Genomic DNA, 15297 nt, shown 5'->3' on the forward strand with positions numbered 1-15297 from the left:
CGACCGCCTTAATAGCCCCGCGCGACTGCGAATTGCGCCGCTTCCACCATTGCGCGGCGGGCGGCGGTGTCGGGGAATATCGAAAGTGCGTCGCAGGCCCGCTGTGCATAATGGCGGGCGCGTTCGCGGGTTGCGGAAACGCAGTCGTGCTTGCGGATGAGTTCAATCGCACGCGCGAGGTCTTCGTCCTCGGTGCAGAAGCCCGCGATGGCATCACGCCAGAAACGGCGCTCTTCCTCGTTTCCGCGGGCGTAGGCGAGGATGACGGGCAGCGTCATCTTGCCCTCGCGGAAATCATCGCCGCGCTCCTTGCCCATTTCGGCAGCTTCGGAATCGTAGTCGATGGCATCGTCCACCAGCTGGAAGGCGATGCCGAGATTGCGGCCGTAATCCTCGAGCGCCATTTCTTCTGCCTCGCCGCATTCGGCGACGACCGCGGAGATGCGGCTCGCAGCGGAGAACAGGGCAGCGGTCTTGGCGCCGATGATGTGGAGGTAACGCTCTTCGCTGGTTTCGATCTTGCGCTGCGCCGTCAGCTGATCGACTTCACCCTGAACAATGATCGCGCTGGCGCCGGAAAGGATCTTCAGCACCTTCAGGCTGCCGTCCTCAACCATCAGTTCGAACGCGCGGCTGAACAGGAAATCGCCGACCAGCACGGTTGCGGGATTGCCGAATACGATATTGGCGGCTTCCTTGCCGCGGCGCATTTCACTCCCGTCGACCACATCATCATGCAGCAGCGTGGCAGTGTGGATGAATTCGACTGCCGCAGCCAGCTTGTGATGGCGGGTGCCCTGATATCCGACAACCTCAGCGCCGGCGAGCGTAAGCATCGGACGCATCCGTTTACCGCCACCCGCAATCAGGTGGCCTGCAAGCGCCGGAATCAGCGGAATTTCGCTCTGCATACGGTCGAGAATGATGGCATTGACCGCGTTCATCGGCGTGGCGGTCAGCGACAGGATCGGCGCGAGCGAAGGCCGCTCTTCGCCGCTGGCGCGCTTCAGGGGGACGACGTTGTCGCTCATGGTTTTCCAATGGGGATGTCAGAGGGTGTTGGCAAGCTGGCATTTCTGCCGCATTGGATAACGAAACTTGCCAATTCGCGAGACAAAGCGCCTCCATGACCGATCCCGCCACCGACGAACAACTTGCCGCCTTCCGTCGCAGCATCGACAATATCGATGCGGCGCTCATTCACATCCTGGCAGAGCGGTTTCGCATCACGCAAGCCGTCGGCCAGTACAAGGCGAAGACAGCCCTCCCCCCTGCCGATCCGGACCGCGAAGCCAGGCAAATCGAACGGCTGCGAACACTCGCGGCAGAGGCCGATCTCGATCCTGAATTCAGCGAGAAATTCCTGCGCTTCATCATCGATGAAGTGATCCGCCACCACCAGAAGGCGCGCGGCGAGTAAGTCCGCTTCACCGGATCGACTAAGCGATATTGCCCACGCGCGGCAGGGTCAGCTTCACCAGCAAGCCGCCAAGATCCTCGCTCTCGTGCAGTGAGACGCTTCCACCGTAGATTTCCGCCACATCGCGCACGATGGCGAGGCCCAGGCCGGTGCCCGGCTTGCCCGTATCGAGCCGCGCACCGCGCCCGAATATCTCGTCACGCGCCTTTTCGGGAATGCCCGCGCCATCGTCCTCTATCCAGATTTCGCAGACCTCGGCGTCAGGTTCGGCATCGATCGTTACGAACACGCTGCCGCCGCCGTACTTCGCCGCATTCTCGATCAGATTGCCGAGCAATTCATCGAGGTCCTGTCGCTCCATCGCGACTTCTGCATCCCTGCCGTCGATATCGAAGCGAACGTGGTGGTAGAGCCGCGAAACGGCACGCTCCACGCCGCGCGCGCTTTCCATGGCGTTGGTCCGCGCAAGGCCGGTCGCCCTGCGTCCAACTGCGCGGGCACGGGCGAGGTGATGGTCGACATGGCGCTGCATCGTGTCGGCTTCGCGCAGCACCGTCTCATCCAGATCGGGCGATTGCGCGTGCGCGGCATTGTTGAGGACGGTGAGCGGGGTCTTGAGCGCATGGGCCAGATTGCCCGCATGGGTGCGTGCTTCTTCCGCCTGCTTTTCCGAGTGAGCGAGCAGCGCGTTCAGCTCGTCCACCATCGGCTGCACTTCCAGCGGCAAGGGTTCGGTCACGCGGTTGGTGCCGGTCGAGCGGATACGCGCAATGGCCTGACGTACGCGGCGCAAGGGTCCAAGGCCGTACCAGGTCTGTGCCATCGCCATCAGGAACAGGCCGATCCCGAGGATGGCGAACGACCAGGCCAGCGTGGCGCGTACGGTGGCGATCTGGTTGTCGATATCCTCGCGGCTCTGCGCCACGACGAATTGCCAGTTCACATCGCTTCCCGGCAACTGGATGGTACGTTGGGCGATGCGCAAAGGTTCGTCTGGAAATTGATCTGAATCGTAGAATATCGGGTCCGCCGCGTCGACATCGCGTACAATCAAACGGTCGTCCCACAGGCTGCGCGAGGGATAGGGCTCGTAACCCTCCCCGCTGATCTGCCAATAGGAACCGCTGCCAGGCTCCAGGTAATTCTGGTCGCCCAAAATCGAATTGAACGTGACGCCCCACACCGGATCGACTTCCGCCGATCGCAGCATGGAATTGAGCGGGATGGTCAATCGGCTATCGAATTCGCTCTGCAACTGGCTGGTCAGCACCCTGTCGAGCGCGACACCGCCGACCGACAGCAGGATAACGATCCAGCCAGCCGCGATCAGCATCATGCGCCTCGAGAGGCTGCCGGTATGCGTGACAGCTTCAGGCGCGCCGGCGTCCTCCGCCAGCGCGTCCTCTTCCTCTAGGGAGACATCTCCGGCGACCTCTCCGCTATTCGCGGGGAGCGTCGTCGGGGTCGTCGAGGCTGTAACCGAGGCCACGGATTGTCGTGATCACTTCTGCGCCAAGCTTCTTGCGGATGCGGGTGACAAACACTTCGATCGTGTTCGAATCCCGGTCGAAATCCTGATCGTAGATATGTTCGATCAGTTCTGTGCGGCTGACCACCTTGCCCTTGTGGTGCATGAGGTAGCTGAGCAGCTTGTATTCCTGCGCCGTCAGCTTGACCGGCTCTCCTGCCAGCGTGACGCGACCGGAACGTGTATCCAGCCGCACCTGTCCGGCAGTCAGCTCGGAAGAGGCATTGCCCGATGCGCGGCGGATCAGTGCACGGAGGCGGGCGATCAGTTCTTCGGTCTGGAACGGCTTTGCAAGATAATCGTCCGCGCCTGCGTCAAGTCCGGCGACCTTGTCGCTCCAGCTATCGCGCGCAGTCAGCACCAGCACCGGGAAGGTGCGGCCTTCCTTACGCCACATGCCGAGCACGGTCAGTCCGTCAATCTCGGGCAGGCCGAGGTCGAGGATAACCGCATCATAGTCTTCGGTACTGCCCAGAAAATGGCCATCTTCGCCATCGGTCGACAGATCGACCGCATAGCCGTTCTGTTCCAGTGTTGATTTGAGCTGTTGGCCGAGTGTCGGCTCATCCTCAACGATCAAAATCCGCATTGATTCATCCCTGCTTGCACGAGCGCATTGTGTTGCTCTTGCAACATGAACGCGTCAAGCAGACCTGCGGTTTCCAATGGGGAGAGGATTAGCGCGAAACGCGCAGGACACGCGCCGTCTGGGCATCAACATCGACCCAGATCATCCGGCCGTTACGGATGAACTTCAGGCGATAGGCCTGTGCGGTCGGATCATATTCGAAGCCGATATATTCGTCACCCGAGCGCATTTGCGGGATAATCCGCCGTTCGATCTCGCGAATTGGCATGTTGCGCCCGGCCTGCATTTCGGCGCGGGCACTGTTCTGGTCACCACGGCCACGGTCCTGCGCTTGCGCCGATACAGCCGATGGAACGGCTGCCAGCGAAATCGCCAGCGCAATGGCGGCAAGAATGGCAGGGGGGCTTTTCATGTTGGCTATGTGCCTAAAGCAGCAGCCTTGAACAAGAAGTGAATTCCCCCGATGCCGGGCGTTCAGCTTGATCGCATTTAAGCTCAGGGCACCATCTGGTAACTGAAATTCACGGTAATTCCAGCCTGCACCTGTCCCGGCCTTACCGGTGTCATGCTATCCCGCGATGCGCCCGTTAAGACAATCTCGGACTGGTACGGCATCGGCTGGCTGCCCATCACATTTTCGCTGATTTCGAGGAGGCGGACATTTCCGAAGCCCGACATGCGCGCATAATCGAATGCGCGGGTGCGGGCGTTGGCGTATGCGGCCTGGCGTGCCTGCTCCACCGCGGGCTCGGGATCATCCACCGCCCAGCCGATGCCGCCGATATCAGTTGCTCCGGAAGCCACCAACGCGTCCAGCACTTCGCCTGTCCGGTCGATATCGCGCAGTTTCACCGTCACCCGGTTGGCAACGCGGTAGCCGCGAAAAACCTGTTGCTGGGTCGACTGGTTGTAACTGTATTCCGCGTTGAGATTGACACCGCTTGTCTGGATATCGTCCTCGTCAATGCCAAGCGCCTCGATCCGGTCGATCACCCGGTTCATCGCCCGCGCATTGGCGCGCATTGCTTCGACCGCTGTCGGCTCTACTGTTGTGACACCAGCGCTCAGATTGGCGATATCGGGATCGAGCGACACCGTCTCGGTAACCGACAAGTTCACCACCGGCCCTTCGCTGGCAATCTGGACCTGCGCAAAAGCGGGAGTGGCGATCAACGGGGTGGCGCACAGCGCCAGGGCATAACGAAGCATCATTGTCTCTCCAATTTGCAGCGTGATTACAGGAATTTCGCAAGGATAACGCTCATTGCGGCAATCACGTTCCTTGCCAGTAGCGCCGCTGGGCACTACCTGCCGCGCCACTATGGCCGAACCACCGATCCTCTCCCTTGAAGGGCTGGGCCTGCAACAGGGCGGGCGCTGGCTGCTGGGCGATCCGGGCGAAAGCGACGGGCTGGACCTGCACATCGGCCCGCGTGACCGGATGGCGCTGATCGGGCGCAACGGCGTGGGCAAGACCACGCTGCTGCGGCTCATCACCGGAGAGGTCGAAGCAGATCGCGGCGTTCGCAAGGTCAAGCCTCACGCCAATATCGTGTGGCTGGAGCAGGAACCGGACTTTTCCCGGCACGCAACGCTGATGGATTTTGCCTTGTCGGGCGATCACGCTCCGCCCGAGCACGCAGTGGAATCCATTGCTGGCCAGCTTGGCATCGACATGACGACAGATGCGGCGACCGCAAGCGGGGGCGAGCGCCGCCGCGCCGCAATTGCCCGCGCGCTGGCACAGAAACCGGACCTGTTGCTGCTCGACGAGCCGACGAACCACCTCGACCTTGCCGCGATCGACTGGCTGGAAAGCTGGCTCGACCGCTACAAGGGCGCCTTCATCGTCATCAGCCATGACCGGACCTTCCTCAAGCGCCTGACCCGCGCCACATTGTGGCTCGACCGGGGTGCGCTGCGCCGCAAGGAAGTCGGCTTCGGTGGCTATGAAGCATGGGAAGAGCAGGTTTACGCCGAGGAAGCGCGCGCGGCGGAAAAGCTGGATGCGAAGCTCAAGATCGAAGCGCACTGGCTGGAACGCGGCGTCACCGCACGACGCAAGCGCAATCAGGGCAGGCTCGAGAAACTCTGGGATATGCGTGCGCAGCGTGCCGCGATGATTTCTCCCGGCGGCACGGCCAAGCTCAAGCTGGCGAGCGACGAGGATTTCAAAAGCAAGTCCGTTATCGTCGCGGAGGACATCAGCAAATCCTATGGCGACCGCCCGATCATCAAGCCCTTCTCGCTCCGCATCCAGCGCGGCGACCGGATCGGCCTTGTCGGGTCCAACGGCGCGGGAAAGACCACGCTGCTTAAGCTGCTGACCAAGGAGATCGAGCCCGACAGCGGAACCGTGACGCATGCGCGCACGCTTTCGGGCGTTATGATCGACCAGCAACGATCATTGCTCGATCCGCAGAAAAGCGTGCGCGATGTGCTGGCAGAGGGCGGCGACTGGATCGACGTGCGTGGCAACCGCAAGCATGTGCAGGCCTATCTCAAGGACTTCCTGTTCGATCCCGGACTGGTCGACGCCAAGATCGGCACATTTTCCGGCGGCGAGCGCAGCCGTTTGCTGTTGGCGCGCGAATTCGCCCGCACGTCCAACCTCCTCGTGCTGGACGAGCCGACCAACGACCTTGACCTGGAAACGCTCGACCTGCTGCAGGAAGTGATCGCCGACTACGAAGGTACGGTGCTGCTTGTCAGCCATGATCGCGACTTTCTCGACCGCACGGTGACGGTGACACTCGGCCTTGATGGCAGCGGAACGGTCGATATCGTGGCTGGCGGCTACGAGGATTGGGAAGCCAAGCGCAAGAAGCGGCCAGCGAAAAAGAATGGCTCTCTAAATGACGCAGAGGCAGCGGGGAAGACCGCCCCGCCCGCTCCGCCACCGCCGAAATCGACCAAGCTGTCTTACAAGGATCAGCGCGATTACGAGCACCTGCCGTCCCGCATCGAGGAACTGGAAGATCTGATCGCCAAGGGCGAGGCCGCGCTGGCCGACCCCGATCTTTACGCGAAAAACCCTGACAGATTCTCCCGCATCAATGCCTCGCTGCAACTGGCGCGCGAGGAAAAGGATGCCGCCGAAGAACGCTGGTTGACCCTTGCGGAGCAGGTCGAAGCCTGACGTCGGGCGCGCGTAAACAAGCCATTAACCACGTCTGCTCATAGCGTTTGCACCTTAGCACGGCAAAAGACGCTTCATGGGCACTGCTGCTTCTTCCGCGCTTCGGACCGATCCTGCTGTCAACGGGCCTGCTTACGGCAGTCTCGAGGCGCTTGGCGGCCCGCGCAAGTTCAAGAAGAAGCCGGTCCTCGTGCTCGATCCCGATGAGCTCGAAAAAGCCCATGCGATGTTCCACGAAGCATCTGCTGAAATGCTCGGCGAAGATGTAGAACGCGCACCGCGTGCAATCGGCATCCTTGGTCTTGCTCCGATGGTGGACGACGATCCCGAGGAAATGGGCGAAGCCGACGATGTCGAGGCTGGCGCCGAGGACGATCTGCCCACGCCCGACGCTGTTCTCGCGCTCACCCGCCGCAAGACTCCGCCGCCGCCGGTGGATGGTTTTGCCGAGGACGAACCGTTCGAAGATTCGGGCGACATGGGCAGCATGGACGGAATGATCAATTCGGCGACGGGCGGTTCGATCGATGATGACATCGACCTCGAAAACCGCATCTTCCCTTCGCTTCCAATACAGCCCGATCTGGCGGAAGAAGAAGACGTTGTTCCCGCATCCGCCGAACCGGTCGAAACTGCCAAGCAGGATTCGCCCATCGAGCCTGTCGAACAGGCCGAACCGCCGGTTCCGGTCGAAGAATCCATGCCGGAGCCGGAGCATGAGTTCGCGCCAGAGCCGGAGCCGGAAACAGCCTTCCCCGAACCAGCTTCGGATGAACCGGACCCCGTAGAAGCAATGGCAGAAATGCCCGAAGAGCTCGACGAGCTCCCGGCCGAGCCTGTTGATGCGTTCGCCAGTTGGAACGCAGAATTCCCGCGTGACGCCGTGCACTTGGATGCTGCAACCGACTTGCCATTCCCGTCCGAGGACTGGTCGGAGCCTGAACAGCAAGATTTCGATCCCGCGCCCGAGCAAGAGCCCGCGCCGGAGCCATCAAACGAAGCTGCATCCCTTCCGGACCTGCCGCCCGAACCCGGTTTCGAACTGCCGCCGGAACTTGAGGTCGCGGCTGAGGCCGACGAAGCCAGCGAAGAAACGTGCGAAGACATCTCTTGGGATGAAGTCGCTGCTGAAGACGACAATTCCGATTACACCGTCACCGATAATGACCGGGTCGATGGCTATGCCTTCATGCGCGATCCGCGTTCGCGCCGGTCCGCCGTCTTGGCGGCACAAGAAGGCCGCCAGAGTGCATTGCGCGCCAGGCTGCTGCGCGAGGCCGCCGAAGACGCTGCCGAGGCCGAACGCGCGAATGGCTCAAAATCGCTGCTTGCTGCGATGTGGAACTGGTTGCGCAGCCTGTTCACCCGCAAGGGCTAAGCCACCCAGCGGCATGCGACCTGCGCCCGCTCACGTGATCCGATAGAAATCCGCGACCCTGTCGAGCGCCAGCCGCAGTACCAGCTTGCCGCTGCGCGCAGGCCACTTGAGCGCCTTCTCGGCAACCGGAAGCGTTTCGCCAGCGCACGCCACGCGCCACAGGATATCTTGCAGCCCCTTGCCGGCCTGCGCCAGCGCGCCATCGAAACGCGATCGCGCCGCGATCTGGCGTTCGGTCTGTGTCAGGCCTTCATCGCCCGTACCGCGGATACGCACCGGGTCCCACCGCATGGTGATGTTTGGCCCCATCTGCGCGCGCTCGTAATCGGCGCGTAACCGCTCACCGGCGTCGAACAGGCGATCTTCCAGATGCCCATGCGCGTGAAGCCAGCCGAGCGGGCTTTCTGCGACATTTACCGTGACGCTGCGGCGCTGGCGGGCGACCCCGCCGCTGCGGCGCGGACCCTCGGAAGTTAGTTCACGTTCGACGAACTCGCGCTGCATGCTTTCCCCTTTTTCGACAGGCACGCCCCTTGCAAAATCGAATCGGTTGTAGGAAAGCACTATTTCCAACCAATTCGGTTAAATGAGTCGAATTGGAGCGCAGTCAGGAGCAAGAGCGCGTGATCAATCGCATCCGGGATATCCGCAAGAGCAAGGGCATGACGCTCGCCAAGGTCGCCGCCGCCTGCAACCCGCCCACCACCGCGCAGACCATCGGTCGATTGGAAACCGGAATGCGCAACCTTTCGTTGGACTGGATGAACCGGATTGGCGCGGCACTCGGCGTGGATCCGGAAGCATTGGTGAAAGCCGACAAGACGGCCCAGCCGCAGGTCATCGCGCGCCTGACTACGGCCGGTGCCGAAAGTCTCGCCACGCCGCGTGATGCCATACTGCCGACAGAACTTGTCGATAGCGGCGCACTGCTGTGTCTTGAAATCGAGGCAGGCCAAGGTGAATACCGGCCCGGCGACCAGCTGTGGATGCGCCAGCTTTCGCCGGAAGACGCAGGTCAGTTGGTCAATCGCGACGTGCTTGCGCCGCGATCGGGCGGACGCTTTGCCTTCGGACGGTTGATCGACCGGCAAGGCTCGCTCATCGGACTGCTGCCGCCGGGCATCGGACAGCGCCAGATCGTTATCGACAGTCCTGCGTGGATTGCCGTTGCGGAAATGCTGGTCCGCAAGCTGTAGGGGCAGAGCGCCGATGCCCCGCATCCTCTCTATCGCCACGCTTTTTCCCAACGCCTTCCTTCCGCGATTCGGAACGTTCGTAGCGCGGCAGATGGAAGCGCTGGCGGCGCGCGAGGGGTGGGATGTAACCGTCATCAATCCCATCGGCGTCCCTCCTATCGCGGCGGGCCGGTACAAGGCACTGGCCGAAGCCGCGATCAGCGGTGTGGAAGGTGGAGTCGACGTACGCCGCCCGCGCTTCACGCTTATCCCCGCGGTCGGCGGCCCGTTCAATCCGGCGATGATCGTAAAAGCCGTGCTCCCGCTGGCGAAGCGCCTGCATGAAAGCACGCCCTTCGATCTTGTCGACGCGCAGTTTTTCTATCCTGATGGTCCTGCTGCTGCACAGATCGCCAGGGCTCTCGACCTGCCTCTCAGCATCAAGGCGCGCGGGGCGGATATTTCGCATTGGGGACAACAGACCTACGCGCTCAAGATGATGAAGGCGGCGTCCGAAGCGGCGGCGGGAATTCTCACCGTAAGCGCCGCTCTGCGCCGCGACATGGGTGCGATCGGCTTGCCCGAGAACAAGATCACGGTTCATTACACCGGCCTCGACCGTGACCTGTTCTGTATCGGCGAGCGTAAGGAGCAACGCCTCCAGCTCAGCGAGCAATTCAACATCCAGTTGGCCGAGGACGAGTCGCTGTTGTCATGCGTGGGCGCCTTGATCCCGCGCAAGGGACAGGAACTGGTGCTGCGCGCCATGGCCCGCTTGCAGGGCGTGCATTGCGCCTTCGTCGGGACCGGGCCGGATCGCGATGCGCTTGGCAAACTCGCCTACGAGCTGGACATACCGCACCGTGTGCATTTCCTCGGCAGCCTTGATCACGGGGCGCTGCCGATGGTGCTCGGGGCGAGCGATGCCATGGTCCTGCCGTCCCTGAGCGAAGGACTGGCCAATGCCTGGGTAGAGGCGCTCGCCTGCGGCACACCGCTGGTGATTACCGATGCAGGCGGAGCACGCGAGCTCGTCACAACACCCAGCGCCGGACGGATCGTCAAACGCGACAGCGACGCAATCGCCGACGGGATCGTGGAAGTGCTGCAAGCCGGTTACGATCGCGAAGCCGTCGCCGCCAATGCCGCGCGCTTCAGCTGGGAGATGAATGCGGCGGCACTGGCAGAATATTACGACGACCTGATAGCGGCCGATAGCGCGGACTAGATCTCGCCGCGGGCCTTGCGTTCCTGACGGTCGGCCACGGTTTCCTGCGGCACGAAGCTGTCGCTCGTCACACCCAGCCAGATCAGGATCGGCGCGGCCATGTAGACCGAGCTGTAGGTACCCACGAAAATGCCCAGCGTGATTGCTGCGACCAGACCGAACAGGCTTGCCGGACCGAACAGCAGCAGCGGCAGCAGCGCGACGAGCAGCGTCAAACTGGTCATCACGGTACGCGCCAGCGTCTCGTTCACCGACAGGTCGAGCAACTCTGGCAGCGGCATCTTGCGATACTTCTTCAGGTTCTCGCGGATACGGTCGTAGACGACGATGGTATCGTTCAACGAGTAACCGATGATCGCGAGGATAGCGGCGATGATCTGCAGGCTGAATTCGAGCTGGAACAGCGCGAACATCCCCAATGTTAGCGACACGTCATGGAACAGCGCGAACAGTGCGCCAACCCCGAATTGCCATTCGAAGCGCACCCAGATGTAGAGCGAGATCGCCAGCATCGCGCCGAGCAGTGCCCAGACCGAACGCTCGCGGAATTCGCCTGCGACCTTGCCCGAAACCGTCTCGTTCGCATCGCGGCGGACGTTTTCGAATTCGGACTGGATTTCGCTTACCACCTCTTCACCGATTGCATTGGCGGCACCCGGCTGGTCTTCAGTGCCTTCGGGCAACTGGACGCGGATCGACACGGAGTTGGCATCACCAAACCGCTGGATCGTTGGCTCACCATAGCCGAGCGTGCCGAGCTGCTGGCGCAATTCGGAGATCGGCGCGGTTTCGCGGTCTTCAAAAGTGACGCGCACTTCCTGTCCACCGGCGAAGTCGACGCCGAAGTTGAGGCCTTGAGTCAACACCAGACCCCAGCTCGCGATGATCAGCAGGATGCTGACCACGTAGAAGGGAATGCGGTATTTGAGGAACTTGATGTTCGTGTCGTCGGGGACGAGCTTGAGCAGTCGCATGATTGTCTCCTTCCCCTAAACGATCAGTTCGGTGGGGCGCTTGGCACGCAGCCAACTCGCAACCCACATGCGTGTGAGGAACACAGAAGTGAACACTGTCGTGATCAGGCCGATGATCAGGACGATGGCGAAGCCGCGCACCGGCCCTGAGCCGAAGCCCAGCAGCAGCGCACCGGCAATGAAGTTGGTGATGTTCGCGTCATAGATCGCACGGCTGGCTTCCTTGTAACCATTCTCGACCGCAGCGATGACGCGCCGACCGCGATTGCGTTCTTCGCGTATTCGGGCGTTGATAAGCACGTTCGCGTCGACCGCCGCACCCACCGTCAAAACGAAGCCCGCAATGCCCGGCAGGGTCAGCGTGGAATTGATCAGCGCCATGATCCCCAGGATCATCAGCACGTTCAGCACAAGCGCGACCGTGGCGTAGACGCCGAAGCGGCCGTAGCTGGCGATCATCAGCAGGATGACCAGCAGCGAGCCTACCGCCATCGCGATGCCGCCCTTGATGATCGAATCGCGGCCAAGGTCCGGCCCGACGGTACGTTCCTCGATCACGGTGAGGTCGACCGGCAGCGCGCCCGACCGCAACTGAATGGCGAGACTGTTGGCAGTCTCGACCGAGAAGCCGCCGGAAATCTGCGCCGAACCACCGAGGATCGGTTCGTTGAAGTTGGGCGCCGAGATCACATGGTCATCGAGGATGATGGCAAAGCGCTTGCCGACGTTCTGCGTGCTGAGCTGCGCAAAACGCGCCCCGCCTTGCGGATCGAACTGGATGTTGACGACAGGCTCGTTTGTCTGCGGATCGAAGCCCTGCTGCGCGCCGGTCAGCCGGTCGCCGCGAATACCGCCAAGCCGCCTTACGGCCTCGAAGCCGCCGGCGAAGTCGGAGTCTTCTGCATACGGTACGATTTCGCTGCCCGGATTGGCAATTCCCTGCGCCACATCGCTGGGCAGCGCATTGGCATCGACCAGCTTGAATTCGAGATTGGCGGTCTGGCCGAGCAGGTCTTTCAGCGCCTGCGGGTCTTCGAGGCCAGGCACCTGCACCACGATACGCGTGTCGCCCTGCCGGATGATCGTCGGTTCGCGCGTGCCGAGCGCATCGATACGGCGGCGGACCACTTCGGTCGCGCTTTCCATCGCGCCTTCAACCGCCTCGTCCAGCCCTTGCTCGGTCTGGGTGAGAATCATGCGGTTGCCATCGACCACGTCCAGCCGCCACTCGGCAACCAGGCCCGAACCATTGAGCACGTCGCGCAATTCCTCACGCGCGCGGTCGATGTCGGACGGGTCTTCCAGCATGAAGGACAGCCGGTTGTTCAGCGTCGAAACGTCACCGATGTTGATGCGCGGTTCGGCATTGGCCATCAGGTCACGAACCGATTCCTCGGTCGATTCAAGCCGCTGTTCGGCAACCTGCGAAGGGTCTGCCTCGAGCAGGATGTGGCTGCCACCGGCGAGGTCGAGCCCGAGATTGATCTCGGGCTGGTCGTCGAGGAAGCTCGGCAGGTTCATGCCTGTCAGGCTGGCGATGGAAGGTAGCGCGGCGACCGCGAATACCAGCGTAATCGCCCACAGCATGATGCGCTTCCAGAGCGGAAAATCGAGCATGGACTTGGGTCCCCGCCTTCTCTCAGTCGTTAGCCGGCTTGCCGCCGGGCTGCAGGATGTCGCCGATAGTGGATTTCACCACCTTGATGCGTGTGCCCTGCGCGATTTCGACCTCGGCATAGTCATCTTCGACCTTGGTCACCTTGCCGACGATACCGCCCGCGGTCACGACCTTGTCGTTCTTCTTGAGCCCGCCGATCTTCTGCTGGTGCTCTTTTGCGCGCTTCATTTGCGGGCGGAACAGCAGGAACCAGAAAATCAGCACCATGCCGATGATCGGCAGGAACTGCACCCAACCCGGCGGTGCGTCAGCTGCACCGGCAGCGGCGAGAATATCAAGCATGTGTTCGATCCATCCGGAACGTGAGTGAAAACCAGAGTGCCGAAAAGATGAAGGCCAATGCGGTTTTCACCGCGACTTGCCCGCTCCCTCCCCGACGTGTGGGGGCCGCGCCTAGCAGCATTGCCGATAGGTGGCAATCGAGGCGCTTGCTATCAAGGCCCGTGCTTTCTATAGGCGCGCTTCCACTGGTTTCGGGAAGTAGCGCAGCCTGGTAGCGCATCACACTGGGGGTGTGGGGGTCGCAGGTTCGAATCCTGTCTTCCCGACCAGTGGTTTCACCCCCCTATAGCAATCCACGCGGCGAATCGCTGAGATCAGCCGCGCACACGCATCTTTCCTACACTAACCGATACGGTTCACCGCCCATTGCGAATCCAACCGCAACGGAGCATTACCTATGGCCATCGTCGAATCGCTTATCGGACCCATCGCCTCGATCATCGACAAGATCATTCCCGACAAGGAAGCGCGCGAACGCGCCAAGATCGAACTTATCCGCCTCGAAGGCACGCAGGACATGCAGCAGATCGAGGCGCGGCTGTCGGCCATTGTGGCGGAAGCGAATTCCAACGACCCGTGGACCAGCCGGGCGCGGCCCAGCTTTCTCTACGTGATGTATACGATCATCCTGTTCTCGCTCCCCATGGGAGTCCTCTCGGCCTTTTCCGCCGACGCGGCCAGCCAGATCGGCGGAGGCATCACCGCCTACCTTCGCGGCCTGCCGGACGAGCTTTATGCCCTCTTCGGCACCGGATATCTCGGCTACACGGCTGCGCGCCAGTGGGGCAAGGTGAAGGGCGTGGAGAAATAGTCCCTGGACTGTGCTCCATGTGCTCCACATTAGGTGAGCAAGTGTGACTTTGCCCTTGGCCGCCGCCCATCGCAGCGGCTAAGGGCCAAGCCATGACAGACACGATATTCATTCTCAACGGCCCCAATCTCAACCTGCTGGGGGTGCGCGAGCCCGAAATCTACGGGTCGGAAACGCTGGACGACCTCGCCACGCGCGCAGAGGAACGGGCGAAGACGCTCGGCCTTGAAGTCGATGTGCGCCAGTCCAACCACGAAGGGCATCTGTGCGACTGGTTACACGAAGCGCAGGCAGAAGGGGCCAAGGCGGTCATCCTCAATGCCGGCGCGCTCACCCACACCAGCCTTGCGCTATATGATGCGATCCGCTCGATCCGCACGCCGGTAATCGAAGTGCATATTTCGAATCCCGCAGCGCGCGAAGCTTACCGCCACAAGAGCTACGTCGCGATGGCCGCCATGGGTTCGATCGCCGGATTTGGCACCTATGGATACGAACTGGCGCTGGAAGCAGCAGCAAAGCTGTAACGCGCAAGACTTGCCATGGCGCGCGGCAGGTTATAGCTCCCGCGCCAATCTGTTTTACTCTGAATTGGGGATTTCATGGCCGAGAAAAAGGCTCCCGCGCCGCGTCGCAGTGGCATGAGTGTTGATCCGAAGCTCGTTCGCGAGCTGGCGGATATGCTGGGTGATACCGGCCTCACCGAAATCGAGGTTGCCGAAGGCGACAAGCGGATTCGCGTGTCGCGGGCTGGCTCGCCTGCTGCAGCGCCTGCACCAGTCATGGCGGCACCTGCTCCGATACCGGCGCCCGCTCCGGCGGCTGCGGCCGATGCGCCAGCCGCACCGGCGGCAGACATTGCCAATGCCATTAAATCTCCGATGGTGGGCACCGTTTACCTCGCACCCGAACCTGGCGCAGACAATTTCGTTGCCGTGGGCGATGCTGTGAAGAAGGGTGATACCTTGCTCATCGTGGAAGCGATGAAGGTGATGAACCCGATTACCGCTCCAGCCGATGGCACGGTCCAGCAGCTGTTGATTGACAGCGGAGAGCCGGTCGAGTTCGACCAACCGCTCATCGTCGTCTCCTGAG

General features: G+C 61.9%; 17 protein-coding genes and 1 tRNA gene. 9 read left to right on the forward strand and 9 right to left on the reverse strand.

From position 1 onward, the window contains the following. Nucleotides 1–8: 8 nt before the first annotated feature. Nucleotides 9–1031: a polyprenyl synthetase family protein gene (locus AAC850_RS00855; RefSeq protein ID WP_340586473.1), complete on the reverse strand. Its 1023-nt coding sequence runs from the start codon at nt 1029–1031 to the stop codon at nt 9–11. A gap of 95 nt (nt 1032–1126) precedes the next feature. On the opposite strand from AAC850_RS00855, the gene AAC850_RS00860 reads away from it, so the two are divergent. Then, nucleotides 1127–1420, forward strand: a complete 294-nt coding sequence (locus tag AAC850_RS00860) for a chorismate mutase (RefSeq protein ID WP_340586476.1) — start codon at nt 1127–1129, stop codon at nt 1418–1420. Between the two features lie 19 nt (nt 1421–1439). On the opposite strand, the gene AAC850_RS00865 is transcribed toward AAC850_RS00860, so the two are convergent. The 4 genes from AAC850_RS00865 to AAC850_RS00880 all read right to left on the reverse strand — a co-directional run bounded on the left by AAC850_RS00865 (nt 1440) and on the right by AAC850_RS00880 (nt 4749). Then, complete coding sequence (locus AAC850_RS00865; protein ID WP_422723163.1) at nt 1440–2909, reverse strand: sensor histidine kinase; 1470 nt, start codon at nt 2907–2909, stop codon at nt 1440–1442. Further along, nucleotides 2860–3537, reverse strand: coding sequence for a response regulator transcription factor (locus tag AAC850_RS00870; protein WP_340586478.1), 678 nt, complete (start codon nt 3535–3537; stop codon nt 2860–2862). The genes AAC850_RS00865 and AAC850_RS00870 overlap by 50 nt, the downstream gene beginning before the upstream one ends. A gap of 88 nt (nt 3538–3625) precedes the next feature. Then, nucleotides 3626–3949: a hypothetical protein gene (locus AAC850_RS00875; protein WP_340586481.1), complete on the reverse strand. Its 324-nt coding sequence runs from the start codon at nt 3947–3949 to the stop codon at nt 3626–3628. An 83-nt stretch (nt 3950–4032) separates the two neighbouring features. After that, nucleotides 4033–4749 (reverse strand): SIMPL domain-containing protein, encoded by a 717-nt coding sequence (locus AAC850_RS00880; RefSeq protein ID WP_340586483.1) that lies wholly within the window; start codon nt 4747–4749, stop codon nt 4033–4035. 109 nt (nt 4750–4858) lie between these two features. On the opposite strand from AAC850_RS00880, the gene AAC850_RS00885 reads away from it, so the two are divergent. Together AAC850_RS00885 and AAC850_RS00890 are read left to right on the forward strand one after the other, a co-directional pair. Next, entirely contained in the window at nt 4859–6676 is a 1818-nt protein-coding gene (locus AAC850_RS00885) for an ABC-F family ATP-binding cassette domain-containing protein (protein ID WP_340586485.1), read from the forward strand. Between the two features lie 76 nt (nt 6677–6752). After that, on the forward strand, nt 6753–8054 hold the full coding sequence (locus AAC850_RS00890; RefSeq protein ID WP_340586488.1) for a hypothetical protein: 1302 nt from the start codon (nt 6753–6755) through the stop codon (nt 8052–8054). 30 nt (nt 8055–8084) lie between these two features. Here AAC850_RS00890 and AAC850_RS00895 read toward each other — a convergent pair whose 3' ends face one another. Then, nucleotides 8085–8558: a DUF6456 domain-containing protein gene (locus tag AAC850_RS00895; RefSeq protein ID WP_340586490.1), complete on the reverse strand. Its 474-nt coding sequence runs from the start codon at nt 8556–8558 to the stop codon at nt 8085–8087. Between the two features lie 119 nt (nt 8559–8677). Here AAC850_RS00895 and AAC850_RS00900 point away from each other — a divergent pair, with 119 nt between their 5' ends. Both AAC850_RS00900 and AAC850_RS00905 read left to right on the forward strand, forming a co-directional pair. Beyond that, a complete protein-coding gene (locus tag AAC850_RS00900) occupies nt 8678–9250 on the forward strand; it encodes a helix-turn-helix domain-containing protein (RefSeq protein WP_340586493.1) in 573 nt (190 codons plus the stop codon). A 13-nt stretch (nt 9251–9263) separates the two neighbouring features. Next, nucleotides 9264–10457, forward strand: a complete 1194-nt coding sequence (locus AAC850_RS00905; protein WP_340586495.1) for a glycosyltransferase — start codon at nt 9264–9266, stop codon at nt 10455–10457. Here AAC850_RS00905 and secF read toward each other — a convergent pair. From secF to yajC, 3 genes are read right to left on the reverse strand one after another with little or no spacing between them, the layout of a single operon-like run. Beyond that, the gene (secF, locus tag AAC850_RS00910) at nt 10454–11431 is read right to left on the reverse strand and encodes a protein translocase subunit SecF (RefSeq protein WP_340586498.1); all 978 of its coding nucleotides are present in this window, start codon (nt 11429–11431) and stop codon (nt 10454–10456) included. The genes AAC850_RS00905 and secF overlap by 4 nt on opposite strands. Nucleotides 11432–11446: 15 nt before the next feature. Beyond that, nucleotides 11447–13048 (reverse strand): protein translocase subunit SecD, encoded by a 1602-nt coding sequence (gene secD, locus AAC850_RS00915; RefSeq protein ID WP_340586501.1) that lies wholly within the window; start codon nt 13046–13048, stop codon nt 11447–11449. Between the two features lie 22 nt (nt 13049–13070). After that, complete coding sequence (gene yajC, locus AAC850_RS00920) at nt 13071–13391, reverse strand: preprotein translocase subunit YajC (RefSeq protein ID WP_340586504.1); 321 nt, start codon at nt 13389–13391, stop codon at nt 13071–13073. Nucleotides 13392–13583: 192 nt separating this feature from the next. Between yajC and AAC850_RS00925 the strand changes: the two genes are divergently transcribed. The 4 genes from AAC850_RS00925 to accB all read left to right on the forward strand — a co-directional run bounded on the left by AAC850_RS00925 (nt 13584) and on the right by accB (nt 15296). Next, nucleotides 13584–13660, forward strand: a tRNA-Pro gene (locus AAC850_RS00925). 128 nt (nt 13661–13788) lie between these two features. Next, nucleotides 13789–14202, forward strand: a complete 414-nt coding sequence (locus tag AAC850_RS00930) for a holin family protein (RefSeq protein WP_340586506.1) — start codon at nt 13789–13791, stop codon at nt 14200–14202. Nucleotides 14203–14294: 92 nt separating this feature from the next. Beyond that, nucleotides 14295–14729 (forward strand): type II 3-dehydroquinate dehydratase, encoded by a 435-nt coding sequence (aroQ, locus tag AAC850_RS00935; RefSeq protein WP_340586508.1) that lies wholly within the window; start codon nt 14295–14297, stop codon nt 14727–14729. Nucleotides 14730–14804: 75 nt separating this feature from the next. Further along, nucleotides 14805–15296 (forward strand): acetyl-CoA carboxylase biotin carboxyl carrier protein, encoded by a 492-nt coding sequence (gene accB, locus AAC850_RS00940; RefSeq protein WP_340586509.1) that lies wholly within the window; start codon nt 14805–14807, stop codon nt 15294–15296. Nucleotide 15297: the final 1 nt, after the last annotated feature.

Source organism: Erythrobacter alti (assembly GCF_037996805.1).
Classification (GTDB): domain Bacteria; phylum Pseudomonadota; class Alphaproteobacteria; order Sphingomonadales; family Sphingomonadaceae; genus Alteraurantiacibacter; species Alteraurantiacibacter alti.